Raw genomic sequence first — 14,033 nt, 5'->3', positions numbered from 1 at the left:
GCCGTACCGCGTTCTGGCACGTTGTGCCGCATGTTGCGTTCAGCCCTGCTCACCACGCGCGGTCATATCGACCTGCTGCGGGTGGCCTCCGCCGCGTGTCGCCGCGGCTGCTGACGCCTTCTTCCTTCGCACCTCCCGCTCCACCGCGTCCGCGGTGCCGCGCGTCCTTCCGCAGGCCCTGACACCCTGACCGCCCCTGCGCGGTTCCGGGGCGGTGCCGTGCGCCCGCGCCGCACCGCCGTCACGCGTGTCCGCGACGGCCGCCCTCCTCCCCTGGACCCCGTATGAGCATCAGTCATGCCCCGCCCGGCGCACCGAAGTCCGTGCCGCAGGGCTCCCCTCCCCCGACCGACGACGACCGCGCCGCCGCGACACCGCTTCACGCGGACACCGCCCCCGAACTGGTCCCCCTCGTCCCGGCCTCCTCCCGGCGGGCCCGGATACCCCGCTGGATGCGGCGCACCTCCGGCCCGCTCCTGCTGCTGGCGCTGTGGCAGGTGCTCAGCTCCACGGGCCTGCTGACCGCGGACGTGCTCGCCTCCCCGGGGCGGATCGCGCAGGTCGCGGGCGATCTGGTGGCCGACGGCTCGCTTCCCGCCGCCATGGGCACCTCGCTCCGGCGGGTGGCGCTCGGGCTGCTGGTCGGCACCGTCGCCGGCACCGGACTCGCCCTGCTCTCGGGCCTGTTCCGGATCGGCGAGGACCTGGTCGACGCGCCCGTGCAGATGCTGCGGACGGTGCCGTTCGTCGGTCTGATCCCGCTGTTCATCATCTGGTTCGGCATCGGTGAGGCCCCGAAGGTCGCCATCATCGCGCTGGGCGTCACCTTCCCGCTCTACCTCAATGTGTACGCCGGAATCCGCGGGGTGGACGCCCAACTCGTCGAGGCCGGCGAGTCCCTGGGCCTGGGCCGCTGGGGTCTGGTGCGCCATGTCGTGCTGCCGGGCGCGCTGCCCGGGGCGATGACCGGGCTGCGCTACTCCCTGGGCATCGCCTGGCTGGCCCTGGTCTTCGCCGAGCAGGTCAACGCGGACGCGGGCATCGGCTTCCTGATGGTGCAGGCGCGGGACTTCCTGCGCACCGACGTGATCGTGGTCTGCCTGATCGTCTACGCCTTCCTCGGCCTGCTCGCCGACTTCATCGTCCGCTCCCTCGAAAGGCTGCTGCTGCAATGGCGACCGACGTTCACGGGCCGGTGAGCCCCGCCCCCTCCCCCGCGTCCGGCTCCGGGGCGGCCTCGGCCGTCCGCGTCGAGGGGCTGACCCGGTCCTTCGGCGGACGGGCGGTCATCGACGACCTCGATCTCGACCTGCGCCCGGGCGAGTTCACCGTCCTCCTCGGGCGCAGCGGCTGCGGGAAGTCGACACTGCTGCGCATCCTGGCCGGGCTGGACCAGGACATCACCGGCACGGTCCTGGTGCCGCGCCGGAAGGCGGTCGCCTTCCAGTCGCCCCGGCTGATGCCGTGGAAGAAGGTGTGGCGCAACGTCCTCCTCGGTCTGCCGGATCGGCCGGACCGGTCGGTCGCCGAACGGGCCCTGGAGGAGGTCGGGCTGAGCCACCGTTCGGACGCCTGGCCGAAGACCCTGTCCGGCGGCGAGGCGCAGCGCGCCTCCCTGGCCCGGGCCCTGGTGCGCGAGCCGGATCTGCTGCTCCTCGACGAGCCCTTCGGCGCGCTGGACGCCCTCACCCGGATCAAGGCGCAGCGCCTGGTGGGCGAGTTGTGGCAGCGCCGGGGCTGCGCGGTGCTGCTGGTCACCCATGACGTGGAGGAGGCGGTGCTGCTCGCCGACCGCGTCCTGGTGATGGACGGCGGTGTCATCGCGCACGAGCAGCACATCGACCTGGCGCGGCCGCGCGACATCACCGATCCCCGCTTCGGCGAGCTGCGGGCCGGTCTGCTGGAACGCCTGGGCGTCGGCACCGGCACAGGCACCGGCACGCCGACACCGGCCGCGGCCTGAACAGGGGGCGCACCCGCCCCGAACGCCCCCCGCCCCGAACGCCCCCGCCACCCCGAGAACCCGATCACCCCGAGAACCCGATCACTCCGAAGGAACGGAACGAACCACCATGCGACCACGCCTCGCGTCCGCCGCGCTCCTGCTCCCGCTGGCCCTGCTGCTGTCCGCCTGCGGCGGGAACTCCGCGGCCGAGTCCTCCTCCGACACCGACGGCAAGGGCTCGGTGACCCTGAACGTCGGTGACCAGAAGGGCGGTTCGGAGGCGATCCTGCGGGCCGCCGGTGAACTCGACGACCTCGACTACACGATCAAGTGGTCGACGTTCACCTCCGGCCCCCCGCTGCTGGAGGCGGTCAACGCCAAGGCCGTCGACATCGGGGGCGTCGGCAACACACCGCCCGTCTTCGCGGCCGGCGCCGGCTCGAAGATCAAGGTCGTGGCCGCCTGGCACGGCAGGGCCAAGGGCGACGCCGTCCTCGTCCCGGACGGCTCCCCGCTGAAGGAGACCGCCGCGCTGAAGGGCCGCTCGGTGGCCGTGGCGCAGGGCTCCTCCGCGCACTACCAGCTCGTCGCCTCCCTGGAGAAGGCCGGGCTGTCGCTGAAGGACGTCGACGTCAAGTACCTCCAGCCCGCCGACGCGCTCGCCGCGTTCACCTCGGGGAAGGTGGACGCGTGGGCGGTGTGGGACCCGTACACCTCGCAGATCCTGGGGAGCGGGCAGGGCCGGGTGCTGACCACCGGCGAGGGGGTGGTCAACGGGCTCAGCTTCCAGGTCGCGGCGCCGGACGCGCTCGCCGACAAGAAGAAGTCCGGGGCGATCGAGGACTATCTGGAGCGCCTGCGCCGGGCCCAGGACTGGGTGTTCGAGCACCCCGAGGAGTGGGCGAAGGTCTGGGCGAAGGACACCGGTCTGCCGTACGAGGTCGCGCTGGCCTCGGTGAAGCGGACCAACGCCACCCGTATCGCGGTCGCCGTCGACCCGCCGCTGATCGCCTCCGAGCAGAAGATCGCGGACACCTTCGCCGGGCTGAAGCTGATCCCCGGCGAGGTGGACTTCTCCGCGTACACCGACACCCGCTACAACGGCGACCTGCCGCCGTCCACGACCACTCCGCGACCCTCCCGGGAGTCCTGACATGACCGTACGTCTCCACTGGTTCCTGCCCACGGGCGGCGACGGCCGCACCCTGGTCGACCGTCACGCCTACGGGCCGAACGGGGCGTCCACGCCGCCGCGCGGGGTGCGGACGCCGGACATCGAGTACCTGGCCCAGATCGCCAAGGCCGCCGAAGGGCTCGGCTTCGAGGCCGTGCTGACGCCCACCGGCACCTGGTGCGAGGACGCCTGGCTGACCACGGTGGCGCTCGCCCAGCACACCGAGCGGCTGAAGTTCCTGGTCGCCTTCCGGCCCGGCCTGATCTCGCCCACCCTCGCCGCGCAGATGGCGGCGACCTACCAGCGGGTGACGCGGGGGCGGCTGCTGCTCAACGTGGTCACCGGCGGCGACTCGGACGAGCAGCGCCGCTTCGGGGACCGTCTGGACCACGACCGGCGCTATGCCCGCACGGACGAGTTCCTGTCGGTGGTGCGCGGGGCGTGGCAGGGGACGCCGTACGACTTCGCGGGCGAGCACTACCGGATCGACGGCGCGCTCACCGCGCTGCCGCCGGACCCGCTGCCGCCGCTGTTCTTCGGCGGGTCGTCCCCGGCGGCCGGGCCGGTCGCGGCGCGGCACGCGGATGTGTACCTGACGTGGGGCGAGCCGCCCGCGCAGGTCAAGGAGAAGATCGACTGGATTCGCGGGCTGGCGGAGAGGGAGGGCCGCGAGGTGCGGTTCGGCGTCCGGCTGCACACGATCTCGCGGGACTCCTCCGCCGAGGCGTGGGCGACGGCGCACCGGCTGCTGGAGGACCTGGACGCGGACACGGTCGCGGCGGCGCAGGCCGCGCTCGGGCGCAGTGAGTCGGTGGGGCAGCAGCGGATGCTGGCCCTGCACGGCGGCTCGCGCGAGGACCTGGAGATCCATCCCAACCTGTGGGCCGGGGTCGGGCTGGTCCGGGGCGGTGCGGGTACGGCGCTGGTCGGCAGCCACGCCGAGGTCGCGGACCTGATCGAGGAGTACCACGCGCTGGGTGTGGAGCACTTCGTGCTCTCGGGCTATCCGCATCTGGAGGAGGCGTACTGGTTCGGCGAGGGCGTGATCCCCGAGCTGGCGGCCCGGGGCGTGCTGGACCGGGGCGTGCCGGACCGGGGTGTGCCGGACCGGCCGGACGCGGGTGCGGGCGCGCGGGTGCCGCTGGCGGTGGCCGGCGGACGCTGAGCCGGAAGCCGGCTCAGCGCCGGGCCAGGGGCCGGGTGCGGATCGACGTCCGCACCCGGCCCTATGCCGTTCGGTCATCAATCGATCAACATCGGTCATTACTGAGCAGAGTCCGCCGGGGCCCTCTCCGGCGGCCTACGGTGCGATCACCGAATGTGCCGGGGGCAACCCCGGCCCACCACACGCGAGATTGGGGAGAGACCGTGGCGAGTGTGGAAGTGTCGCTCAAGGAGATGATGGCCGGGGTCGAGGGGGCGCTGGGGGCCGCTGTCGTCGACTACACCAGCGGGATGGCACTGGGAACCCTCGGCGGGAGCAAGGACCTCGACCTGACGGTGGCGGCGGCCGGGAACACGGACGTGATCCGCGCCAAGGTCCGCACCATGGAGCAACTGGGGCTGAAGAGCGGGATCGAGGACATCCTGATCACGCTGGCCAGCCAGTACCACCTGATCCGGCTGGTGTCCGGACGCTCGGGGAACGGGCTGTTCCTCTACCTGGTGCTGGACAAGCAGCGCTCCAACCTGGCGATGGCCCGTCATCAGCTCCGCCGTGTCGAGGAGCAGTTGGAGGTCTGACCCACGGCAGTCGCCGGCCCTCTTTCGCGCCCACGATGTGAAGACTTCTTCAAGTCGCCACATCAGCATGAACCCAACTCATGGATGGGCGCGGCCCGGCTCACGGAGGATCGGCGAGGGACGAAGGCGCGGCGGCACTCCGGGGTGCCGCCGCGGCCGGGACGACAACCCCGACGCGTCAGGGAGCGAACGCGCATGCAAGTACCCCTCTACCAGGCCAAGGCGGAGTTCTTCCGCATGCTCGGGCACCCGGTGCGCATCAGGGTCCTCGAACTGCTCCAGCACGGGCCGGTCCCCGTACGGGACCTGCTCGCCGACATAGAGATCGAACCGTCCAGCCTCTCCCAGCAGCTCGCCGTGCTGCGCCGCTCCGGGATCGTGGTGTCGATACGGGAGGGCTCGACCGTCAGCTACGCCCTCGCCGGCGGCGATGTCGCCGAACTCCTGCGCGCGGCCCGCCGTATCCTCACCGAGCTACTGGCGGGCCGGAACGAACTCCTCGCGGAACTGCGCGAGTCGGACGAACCGGCCCCGACGGCCGCCGGCGGACGGGTCTAGGACGGCCCGGCGCCACCGGCAGGGCGGGGCCGGGGCGGCCCGCCGTCACCGGCCGCCGCCCGAAACGCGGGCAGAGCACCCGGTTTCGGGCGGGGCGGGACGGGGAAGCGTCCCCGCGCGGTGCCGGGGCCCCGGCACCGGACCCCCGCGACCGTGCCCGGGAGGCTTCCGTGCAGGAACCGGCGTCCGCCGCCGAGTTGTTCGACGCGCTCGGGAAGGAGTACGAGACCGCCTTCGCCGGGGCCGAGGGGCAGCGGCGGAGTGTGGAGTGGATGATCGGCCAGGTGCCCGACGGCGGGCGGGTGCTGGACGTCGGCTCCGGCACCGGCCGCCCCGTCGCCGCCGCGCTCGCCGCGGCCGGGCTGCGGGTGACCGGTATGGACGTCTCGCCGGTCATGGTCGAACTGGCCGCGCGACAGGTCCCCGAGGCGCGGTTCGTCCGGGCGGACATCCGCGCCGAGGTGCCCGAGCCGGGGCGGTACGAGGGGGCGTGCGCCTACTTCTCCCTGCTCCAGATGTCCCGCGAGGAGCAGCGGGCCGTCGTCGCGCGGATCGCCGGGTCCCTGGTGCCCGGCGGTGTCTGCGCGCTGGGCACGGTCCCGCTGGACCTCGACGGCGTGGTGGGCACCTGGATGGGACACACCGTCCGCCTCACCAGCTTCCCGCCGGACGGCTTCGTGCGGCTCGCGGAGGACGCGGGACTCGACGTCGTGGAGGTGAACGAGGAGGTCTTCACCCCCGCGACGGAGCTGGCCCGCGTCGAGCCGCAGCTCTATGTGCACTGCCGGCGCCCCGCGTGAGCCCCGCCCGGGCGTACCCCGCCTTCTGCGCCCACACCCATCTGTTCCCCGGGGCCCGGCCGCTCCTGCGGGAGCTGGGCGACCCGGCGGCTTTCGCCGCCGCACCCCGGCCCGTCGGCGTGGAGCTGGAGTTCGCCGACGGGGTCGTCGCCGCCGCCGAACTCCTGGTCGCGGGCCCGGGGGACGCGGTCCTCGCGGTGCCCGCGTACACCACGGCGGCCGGTACACGGATCGCCGAACGCACGTGGCCGGTAAGGGAGCTGCGGACGGGCGGCGACATGGAGGGCGGCGAGGTGGAACTCGTGCTCGGCGGCCGGGCCGCCTGAGCCCGCGGCAGACGGCCGCCCGCCCCGGGGCGCCGGTGCGCTCCCGGGGCGGGCGGGGGCGCAGCCTCGCCGGACGGGTGCCGGAGAGGGCCGGCCGTCCGGTGGGTCAGCCGGCCAGCCGGGAGGCGATGTCCGCGAGGTGGCGGCCCTGGTAGCGGGCGGCCTCCAGGGTCGGCTCGTCCGGGCTCTCGCCGCCGCCGCTCGGCCAGCTGGTGCCGTAGGGGTTGCCGCCGGCCGCGAAGAGCAGCGGGTCGGTGTAGCCGGGCGGCACGATGATGCAGCCCCAGTGGTAGAAGACGTTGTTCAGGGAGAGCAGGGTCGACTCCTGGCCGCCGTGCCGGTTCATGGCCGAGGTGAAGCTGGTGACGGGCTTGTTGTGGAAGGCCCCCGCCTGCCACAGACCGCCCGTCTGGTCGATGAACTGCTTGAGCTGCGCGGTCACATTGCCGAAGCGGGTGGGCGTGCCGAAGGCGTATGCGGTCGCCCACTCCAGGTCCTCCAGGGTCGCCTCGGCGACCTCGTTCTTCGCGGCGTCGACATGGGCCCGCCAGGCGGGGTTGGCGTCGATCGCCGTGTCCGGCGCGAGTTCCGCGACGCGCCGCAGGCGGACCTCCGCCCCGCGGCTCTCCGCGCCCTCGGCCACCGCCTGGGCCAGGCTGTGCACATTGCCGGTCGCGCTGTAGTAGATGACGGCCACTCGGACACCCATGGGACGGGCCCCTTCCTCGGTTCTGGTGTGCGGTCGCGCGGTCGCGTTGCCGCGCGGGTCGTGACCCTCGACTGTCCCCCGGGACGGGGTCCGACACCTGTGCCGACCGCACCGCCCGGAGCAAGCTTCGCCTCAATGCAGCAAGGCGGGGGTGAGTCCCGCCCACGGATTGGGCAGGTCGCCGGTGACCGGGCCGGTGACGGCCGCACCCCGGCTCAGGGCGGTCCGCACCGCGAGCGGCACCAGGGCGGGCGGCACGCCGTAGACCAGGTGGCAGAAGCGCTCGGGCGGGCGGCGGACGGTCCACTCGGGGCGGGTGAACGCGGAGACATAGGTGCTCCAGTGCCCCTCGAAGGTGACCACGAGGTCGGCCGCGCGGCTGTAGCCGGGCGCCGGGTGGACGCCCGGGTTGAGGACGACGGGCGAGGCGCCGAGCCGGCGGACGGCGCGCACCAGGCGCCGGCAGGCCGGGAGTTCGGCGGCGCCGGACGTCACCCGGTCGAGGAAGCAGCCGTCGGCCGCGTACCAGTCGCGGTGGCGGGCGACATCGGCGACCACCTCGGCGTCCGGCCGCCGTCCATAGGCGCTGTCGACATAGCCGAGGACCCGCGCGCCGCCGGCCCGGAGGGCGGCGGCGGCCGCGACGTACGCGGGGTCGGGCGCGGTCCCCGGCCCGTCGGCCGGGTTGACGACGACCGCCCAGGTGTCCCGGGCGGCGGTGATCAGCCGGTGCCAGGAGCCGGGGTCCTCGGCCGGGTGCACATACAGGGGGACGAGGAGACTCACCGCCCGCCGCCGTCCGCACCGGTCCGCCCCACGACGCCGGGCGGTGACCCCGCGTCCGGGCCCGGCGGCCCCCCGTTCGCGTCCACGTCCCGGCCCGACGACCCCCCGTCCCGGCCCGACGACCCCCCGTCCGGGCCCGCGTCCGCGTCCGGGCCCGCCGCCTCCGCCCACAGTGCCGCGACCGACTCCGCCAGGGTGTGCTCCGGCCGCCAGCCCAGGGCCCGGTCCGCGGCGGTGATGTCGGAGCACTGCCACGCCACCCCGCCCGAACGGGCCGAGCCCCCGGACTCCTCCGCGACCCGCCCCGGGAACCCGGCCGCCCGGGTCAGGGCGGTGACCAGTTCGCGGACCGGTACGGCCGCTCCCCCGCCGATGTTGAGGACGGGCGGCAGCGGGCCGGGCGCGGTGGCGGCGAGGACGGCGGCCCGGGCCACATCGCGCGCGTCCACGAAGTCCCGGTGCGGGGAGAGGTCCCCGAGCCGGATCACGGCGGCCGGGTCCGGCCCGGCCTCGCGCAGCAGTCGCGCGACGCGGCCGGGCAGTCCGGCGGCGGGCGCGCCCGGCCCGACCGGGTTCCCCACCCGCAGGACCACCACGTCCAGGCCGGAGGCCGTGACCGCGACGGTGCCCGCGAGTTTGGTGGCGCCGTACGCGGTGACGGGCGCGGCCGGGGCCGTCTCCGGCGTACGGACGCCCGCCGGCCCGGGCCCGTACTCGGCCGCCGACCCCAGGTGCACCAGGCGCGCCCCGGGGGCGGCCCGCCGGAGCGCGGCGCAGAGCAGGGCCGGGCCGCGGGCGTTCACCTCGGCCAGGGTGACCGGGTCGCCGCCGACCGCGCCCGCGCAGTTGACGACCGCGTCGGGCGCGGCCTCGGCGAGGGCCCGGCCGAGGCGGTCGGCGGAGTCGGTCGCCAGGTCGGCGGGGACGTCCGCGCCGGGCGCCCGGCCGCCGGTGAGGACGGCGGTGCCGGGGGTGCGGCGCAGCAGCCGGACGACCTGGCGGCCGAGGTATCCGGTGGGGCCGAGGACGAGGATGCGCATGGCGGCGGTCAGGCTCCCTTGAGCAGCAGGGACTTGCGGCTGGTGAACTCGGCGTTGGCCCGGTCGTAGTCGTCGGGGCGGCCGATGTCGAGCCAGTAGCCGTCGAACTCGTAGGCGTGCGGCGGGTTTTGGGCGGCGAGCAGGTCGAGGACGAGTTCGTCGAAGCCGAGGGGCAGTCCGGAGGTGTAGGTGTCGAGGGTGGCTCGGGAGAGGCCGTAGACGCCCATGGAGACGCGGTAGTCCATGCTGGGCTTCTCCGTGAAGCCGACGATACGGCTGTCGGCGGTGGTGAGGACGCCGAAGTCGATGCGGACCCGGCGGTCGTAGGTGGCGATGGTGAGCGGGGCGCCGGAGGCGGTGTGCCGGTGGAGGAGGTCGGCGTAGTCGAGGTCGGTGAGGATGTCGCCGTTCATGACGAGGAAGGTCTCGGGCAGCCGCTCGCGCAGGGTGAGCAGGGGGCCCATGGTGCCGAGGGGGCTCTCCTCGGTGGCGTAGTCGACGGCCATGCCCCACTGGGAGCCGTCGCCGACATAGGCGCGGATGATCTCGCCGAGGTGGCCGATGGCGAGGGTGCAGCTGCGGAATCCCGCGGTGGCGAGCTGGCGCAGCACGATCTCCAGGATGGCGTGCTGGTCGCCGATCGGCACCAGGGGCTTGGGCAGGGCGGTGGTGTAGGGCCGCAGCCGGACACCCTTGCCTCCCGCGAGGATCACTGCGTGCACGGGCTTGCTCCTTCGTGGTGGTGACGGTGGTCGTTCGGGACGGTGGTGGCGCATAAGGTGACGAGTGACGAGTCGTCAGATGTTGTAGATGCCGGTTTTGTAGCGGGCCAGGTTGGCCGGGTCGCGGAAGAACGCGGCGGTGGCGGCGAGGCCCTGCTCCAGGTCGTGGGCGGGCGCCCAGCCGGTGGCCTCGCGCAGCCGGGTGGCGTCGGCGACCAGGCGCATCACCTCGGAGTCGGCGGGCCGGACGCGTTCCTCGTCGGTGCGTACGTCGACGGGGGTGTCCATGACCTTGCCGATCAGGGTCACCAGCTCGCCGACGGAGATCTCGCCGCCGGTGCCCGCGTTGAAGGTCCGGCCGACGACCCGGTCCGCGTCCGCGGTGCCGACGGCGAGGAAGGCGCGGGCGGTGTCGGCGGCGTAGGTGAAGTCGCGGGTGGGGCGCAGGTCGCCGAGGGTGATGGTGCGTTCCCCGGCGGCGATCTGGCCGATGACGGTGGGGATCACGGCCCGCATCGACTGGCGCGGCCCGTAGGTGTTGAAGGGGCGCAGGGTGACCACGGGGGTGCCGAAGCTGGCGTGGTAGCTGTCGGCCAGCCGGTCGCCGCCGGCCTTGGAGGCGGCGTACGGGGACTGGGTGTTGATCGGGTGGTCCTCGGTGATGGGGACGGTCCGCGCGGTGCCGTAGGTCTCGCTGGTGGAGGTGTGCACCAGGCGCGGGGTGCCGAGGGCGCGGACGGCCTCCAGGACGTTGAGGGTGCCGGTCACGTTGGTGTCCACGTAACTGTGCGGCGCCCGGTAGGAGTACGGGATCGCGATGAGGGCGGCCAGGTGGTAGACGCAGTCGGCGCCCTCGGCGAGAGAGCGCACCGAGCCGGGGTCGCGGACGTCGCCGAGGACGATCTCGACCTCGGCGAGGACGTCGGCGGGCAGGGTCTCCAGCCAGCCGTACGAGGAGAAGGAGTTGTACTGCGCCATGGCGCGGACGCGGTGTCCGGAGGCGACGAGGGCCTCGGTGAGGTGGGAGCCGATGAAGCCTTCGGCTCCGGTGACGGCGGCGAGCGGTGCGGAGGTCAACTCGGGTTCCTTCCATGGTCGTCGACAGGTGCGGGAGCGTGCGGAGGTGGTGCGGAGACGTGCGGTGGCCGCGCACCGGGGCGCGCGGGTGCCGGGCGGCTCAGCTGTGCGCGGCGGGCCGGCCGAGGCGGTGGAGCACCCACCCGCCGAGGACGAGCGCGCCGGCCGCGCAGCACAGGGGCCCCAGCAGGGGGTGGGGCGGCGGGTGCGCCAGGGCGGGGACGCCCGCGGCACCCGCCGCCCCGGTACACACCAGGGCGGGCGGCCAGGCGACGCCGAACGCCTGGAGCAGCAGGGCGGTCCAGAGCAGCGCGGCGAGCGGCAGCAGGGCGGCCGGATCGGAGCCGGTGAGCAGCGCGCCGGGCAGCAGGGGCAGCAGATAGGCGAGGAGGCAGCCGAGCAGGACGGCGGCCGAGCGGAGCCGGAACGCGGCCGGGGTGGCGGTCGCCCGGAGCGCCGCGACGGACAGGCCGCGGTACCGGTAGAGCAGCCACTCGGCGGGCCCCATGCTCACGGTCAGCACGATCACGGCGAGCGGTTCGCTCCGCCCCTCGGTCAGCACCAGCGTCCCGGCGGCCAGCCCGAACAGGGCGTACGGCAGGGAGCCGGCGAGCCGGGGCCGGGGTGCGGGCGGCGCGGGGGCGGTGGCGAAGGCCCCGGCCAGGGAGTGCGCGGCGGCGGCGACCGTGCAGGCTACCGTCAGCAGGGGCAGCGCGAGCCGGGCGGCCGGGCCGGGGTCACTCCACGGCAGGAGGGCGGCGCCCGCGATCACCGGGGCGAGGGCGGCCAGCAGCAGCCGTTCGCGGGCGAGGACCAGCAGCACGCCCGCGCCGGCCAGGTACACGGACTGTCCGGCCGCGAGCAGAACCGCGGGGCCGAGGCCGGCTCCGGAGCGGGTGCCGGCGAGGGCGACGGCGGTACCGGCGGCCGTCGCCAGGACCGCGCCGAGCAGCACGCCGGTGAGCAGGGTGCGCGCGGCCTCGCGGCGGCCGGTCGCCAGGCGCAGATGCGCGCGGTGGCCGAGGCCCTGGCCCCAGGCCCAGGACAGGAGTCCGGCGGTGACCAGCGCCGGTACGGCGCCGGACGCCCGCCAGAGCGGCGCGGTCAGCAGATGGGCGAGGCCGGGCAGGGCGAACAGGGCTCCGCGCAGGGCGCAGCGCAGATGGTCCGGGCGCCAGGGGTCGGGGGCCGGCGGCGGTTCGGGGAAGGTTCTGGGCACCCGCTGGTAGAGGGCGGAGGCGAGGGCGAACAGGTCGGCCCTGCCGTAGCGTTCGCGGATCACCTCGGCCGTCAGGCCCTCGGACTCCAGCAGGGCGGCGATCTCGTAGGGGTGGACGGCGGGGCCGACGCGGTCGGTGAGTTCGGCGGCGAGCCGGTCCACCTCGTCCTCGTGCCGGGCGCGGTGGCCCGGCAGGGCGAGGGTGAGGGTCCGCTCACCGCCGAGGGTCCTCTCTCCGCCGAGCCGCAGCATGAGGGTGTCCTCCCCGCCCGCCCCGGGCGGCTCCAGTGCCAGCGGCCCGCTCATCGGGCGGCCTCCACGGGGACGGCGGCCGTCGGCACCCCGGCCCGCGCCCCGGCGGCGGCTGCCGGGACCACCAGCGACGCGACCGGGACGGGCACCGGGGCCGTCCCCGTCCCGCCGCGCAGCGCCAGGTCCGCGTAGATCGCACGGAAGGCGTCGACCGTCTGACGGAGGGTGAACTGCTCGATCACCCGCAGCCGGGCCGCCTCCCCCATCCGCCGTCGGCGCTCCGGGTCCCCGAGCAGGTCGAGCGCGGCCGCCGCCATGGCCGCCGGGTCGCGGGGCGGGACGACGAGACCGGTGTCCCCGACGGCCTCGCGGACCCCGCCGACATCGGTGGAGACCGTGGCCCGGCCGCAGGACATGGCCTCGATCAGGGTGAACGGGAAGCCCTCGCTGATGCTGGAGAGCATCACGACCGACCCGGCCGCGTAGGCGTCGGTGATGTCGTCGACGCGGCCCTCGAACACCACCGCGTCCGTCTGCCCGAGGTCGGCCGCGAGGGCCTCGCAGCGTTCCCGGTACGCCTCGCCGCCGCGCGGAGTGCCGCCGAACAGCCGGAGCCGGGCGGCCGGTTGTTTCTCGCGCACCAGGGCGAAGGCGCGGATCAGGGTCTCCAGGTCCTTGATCGGGTCGACCCGGCCCGCCCAGCTGAGCACCGGCCCCTCCGGTTCGGGTCCGGCGGGCGGGAAGGCGGTGGGGTCGACGCCGTTGTAGACGGTCCGGATGAGCCGGGGGTCGGCGCCGCCCTGCTCCTCCCAGAGCCGGTTGTAACGGTTGCCGGGGGTGATCAGGGCGGCCCGGCGGTACGTTTCCTCGGCGAGCAGCCGGAAGAAGCCGAGCACCAGGGCCTTCACCGGCCAGCGGTAGGGCGCGGTGCGGTAGCCGAGGTAGCGCTCGCGGAGGTAGACACCGTGCTCGGTGAGGAGCAGGGGGACGCCGTGCCGTTCGCGTCCGGCGAGGCCGGGCAGGACGGCGACGCCGCCGCTGACCGCGTGCGCCACGCCCTCTTCGGGCGCCTCGGCGGCGAGCGGGCGCAGCGCGTGCTCCAGGAGGGTCGTGGCGGTGACGGCGTCGTGCAGGCTGGGCCGGGCCTCGCGCACCATCAGGCCGGGCCGGTTCCACACGGAGGTGAGCACGCCGATGGCGCGGTCGCCGCGGAGGAACGGGCCGAGGTGTCCGTCGGCCGCCGCGTCGGCCAGGGCGTAGAGGGCGGGGGCGAACCCGTCCTCGGCGCACGGGTCGAGGAGGGCGGTGACGAACCGCTCGTAGGCGGCGGCCAGTCGGCGGGCGCGGCGGCCCGCCGGGGCGCGTCCGGCGGGGGCCGGGCCCCACATCGGCACCGAGCGGACGCGGGCGACCTGCGGGGGCAGCTCCCAGACGACCGGTTCGCCGCCGGTGCCGGTGACGGCGAGGACCTCGAAGCGGACGTCGGGCATGCCGGTGACGAGCTGGTCGCACCAGACGCTCACACCGCCGTGGCTGTGCGGGTAGGTGCCTTCGGTGAGCAGGGTGACGCGCGGCGCGCCGGGAAGAGCGGGCATGGAGATGCTCCACCGTCGAGGACCGGTCGGTCCAGGGCTGGTCGGGGTCCGGTTCCGCGGGCCGCGGGCGTCGGGTGACGCCCGCGG

At 74.8% G+C, this 14,033-nt stretch carries 15 protein-coding genes; 8 read left to right on the top strand and 7 right to left on the bottom strand.

Features of this window, described 5'->3' with window-relative positions; genetic code table 11:
- Positions 1-284: 284 nt before the first annotated feature.
- The 8 genes from ABZ457_RS13070 (at position 285) to ABZ457_RS13035 (ending at position 6,546) form a co-directional block, all read left to right on the top strand.
- On the top strand, positions 285-1,199 hold the full coding sequence (locus ABZ457_RS13070; protein WP_359157100.1) for an ABC transporter permease: 915 nt from the start codon (positions 285-287) through the stop codon (positions 1,197-1,199).
- On the top strand, positions 1,172-1,963 hold the full coding sequence (locus ABZ457_RS13065) for an ABC transporter ATP-binding protein (protein WP_359157097.1): 792 nt from the start codon (positions 1,172-1,174) through the stop codon (positions 1,961-1,963). The genes ABZ457_RS13070 and ABZ457_RS13065 overlap by 28 nt, the downstream gene beginning before the upstream one ends.
- A gap of 109 nt (positions 1,964-2,072) precedes the next feature.
- Positions 2,073-3,098, top strand: a complete 1,026-nt coding sequence (locus tag ABZ457_RS13060; protein WP_359157095.1) for an ABC transporter substrate-binding protein — start codon at positions 2,073-2,075, stop codon at positions 3,096-3,098.
- 1 nt (position 3,099) lies between these two features.
- The gene (locus tag ABZ457_RS13055; protein ID WP_359157093.1) at positions 3,100-4,284 is read left to right on the top strand and encodes an LLM class flavin-dependent oxidoreductase; all 1,185 of its coding nucleotides are present in this window, start codon (positions 3,100-3,102) and stop codon (positions 4,282-4,284) included.
- Positions 4,285-4,487: 203 nt separating this feature from the next.
- Positions 4,488-4,862, top strand: a complete 375-nt coding sequence (locus ABZ457_RS13050; RefSeq protein ID WP_359157091.1) for a hypothetical protein — start codon at positions 4,488-4,490, stop codon at positions 4,860-4,862.
- 195 nt (positions 4,863-5,057) lie between these two features.
- The gene (locus ABZ457_RS13045; protein ID WP_359157089.1) at positions 5,058-5,420 is read left to right on the top strand and encodes a metalloregulator ArsR/SmtB family transcription factor; all 363 of its coding nucleotides are present in this window, start codon (positions 5,058-5,060) and stop codon (positions 5,418-5,420) included.
- 170 nt (positions 5,421-5,590) lie between these two features.
- Complete coding sequence (locus tag ABZ457_RS13040) at positions 5,591-6,220, top strand: class I SAM-dependent methyltransferase (RefSeq protein ID WP_359157087.1); 630 nt, start codon at positions 5,591-5,593, stop codon at positions 6,218-6,220.
- Positions 6,217-6,546 (top strand): hypothetical protein, encoded by a 330-nt coding sequence (locus tag ABZ457_RS13035; RefSeq protein ID WP_359157084.1) that lies wholly within the window; start codon positions 6,217-6,219, stop codon positions 6,544-6,546. The genes ABZ457_RS13040 and ABZ457_RS13035 overlap by 4 nt, the downstream gene beginning before the upstream one ends.
- Positions 6,547-6,652: 106 nt before the next feature.
- Here the strand turns inward: ABZ457_RS13035 and wrbA are convergent, their stop codons facing one another.
- The 7 genes from wrbA to pelF form a co-directional block, all read right to left on the bottom strand.
- A complete protein-coding gene (wrbA, locus tag ABZ457_RS13030; protein WP_359157082.1) occupies positions 6,653-7,255 on the bottom strand; it encodes an NAD(P)H:quinone oxidoreductase in 603 nt (200 codons plus the stop codon).
- A gap of 132 nt (positions 7,256-7,387) precedes the next feature.
- Positions 7,388-8,041 (bottom strand): spherulation-specific family 4 protein, encoded by a 654-nt coding sequence (locus ABZ457_RS13025; RefSeq protein ID WP_359157080.1) that lies wholly within the window; start codon positions 8,039-8,041, stop codon positions 7,388-7,390.
- The gene (locus ABZ457_RS13020; protein WP_359157077.1) at positions 8,038-9,081 is read right to left on the bottom strand and encodes an NAD(P)-dependent oxidoreductase; all 1,044 of its coding nucleotides are present in this window, start codon (positions 9,079-9,081) and stop codon (positions 8,038-8,040) included. Before ABZ457_RS13020 ends, ABZ457_RS13025 begins: the two co-directional genes overlap by 4 nt.
- Positions 9,082-9,089: 8 nt before the next feature.
- Positions 9,090-9,803: a sugar phosphate nucleotidyltransferase gene (locus ABZ457_RS13015; RefSeq protein WP_359157075.1), complete on the bottom strand. Its 714-nt coding sequence runs from the start codon at positions 9,801-9,803 to the stop codon at positions 9,090-9,092.
- Positions 9,804-9,878: 75 nt separating this feature from the next.
- Positions 9,879-10,880 (bottom strand): GDP-mannose 4,6-dehydratase, encoded by a 1,002-nt coding sequence (locus tag ABZ457_RS13010; protein WP_359157073.1) that lies wholly within the window; start codon positions 10,878-10,880, stop codon positions 9,879-9,881.
- Positions 10,881-10,980: 100 nt separating this feature from the next.
- Positions 10,981-12,405 carry a hypothetical protein gene (locus tag ABZ457_RS13005; RefSeq protein ID WP_359157071.1) on the bottom strand — a complete coding sequence of 475 codons (1,425 nt, stop codon included), beginning with the start codon at positions 12,403-12,405 and terminating at the stop codon, positions 10,981-10,983.
- Entirely contained in the window at positions 12,402-13,946 is a 1,545-nt protein-coding gene (pelF, locus tag ABZ457_RS13000; protein WP_359157068.1) for a GT4 family glycosyltransferase PelF, read from the bottom strand. The genes ABZ457_RS13005 and pelF overlap by 4 nt, the downstream gene beginning before the upstream one ends.
- Between the last annotated feature and the right edge of the window lie 87 nt (positions 13,947-14,033).

This window comes from Streptomyces sp. NPDC005805 (genome assembly GCF_040630445.1).
Taxonomy (GTDB): domain Bacteria; phylum Actinomycetota; class Actinomycetes; order Streptomycetales; family Streptomycetaceae; genus Streptomyces.
Note: the sequence above shows the minus strand (reverse complement) of the source record. Positions and strands in the feature narration are given on the sequence as shown.

What these genes read in the sequence shown, in the direction of transcription:
- wrbA (WP_359157082.1), bottom strand. Translation starts at nt 7,255, where the DNA reads ATGGGTGTCCGAGTGGCCGTCATCTACTACAGCGCGACCGGCAATGTG.
- ABZ457_RS13060 (WP_359157095.1), top strand. Translation starts at nt 2,073, where the DNA reads ATGCGACCACGCCTCGCGTCCGCCGCGCTCCTGCTCCCGCTGGCCCTG.
- ABZ457_RS13005 (WP_359157071.1), bottom strand. Translation starts at nt 12,405, where the DNA reads ATGAGCGGGCCGCTGGCACTGGAGCCGCCCGGGGCGGGCGGGGAGGAC.
- ABZ457_RS13055 (WP_359157093.1), top strand. Translation starts at nt 3,100, where the DNA reads ATGACCGTACGTCTCCACTGGTTCCTGCCCACGGGCGGCGACGGCCGC.
- ABZ457_RS13020 (WP_359157077.1), bottom strand. Translation starts at nt 9,081, where the DNA reads ATGCGCATCCTCGTCCTCGGCCCCACCGGATACCTCGGCCGCCAGGTC.
- ABZ457_RS13065 (WP_359157097.1), top strand. Translation starts at nt 1,172, where the DNA reads ATGGCGACCGACGTTCACGGGCCGGTGAGCCCCGCCCCCTCCCCCGCG.
- pelF (WP_359157068.1), bottom strand. Translation starts at nt 13,946, where the DNA reads ATGCCCGCTCTTCCCGGCGCGCCGCGCGTCACCCTGCTCACCGAAGGC.
- ABZ457_RS13070 (WP_359157100.1), top strand. Translation starts at nt 285, where the DNA reads ATGAGCATCAGTCATGCCCCGCCCGGCGCACCGAAGTCCGTGCCGCAG.
- ABZ457_RS13045 (WP_359157089.1), top strand. Translation starts at nt 5,058, where the DNA reads ATGCAAGTACCCCTCTACCAGGCCAAGGCGGAGTTCTTCCGCATGCTC.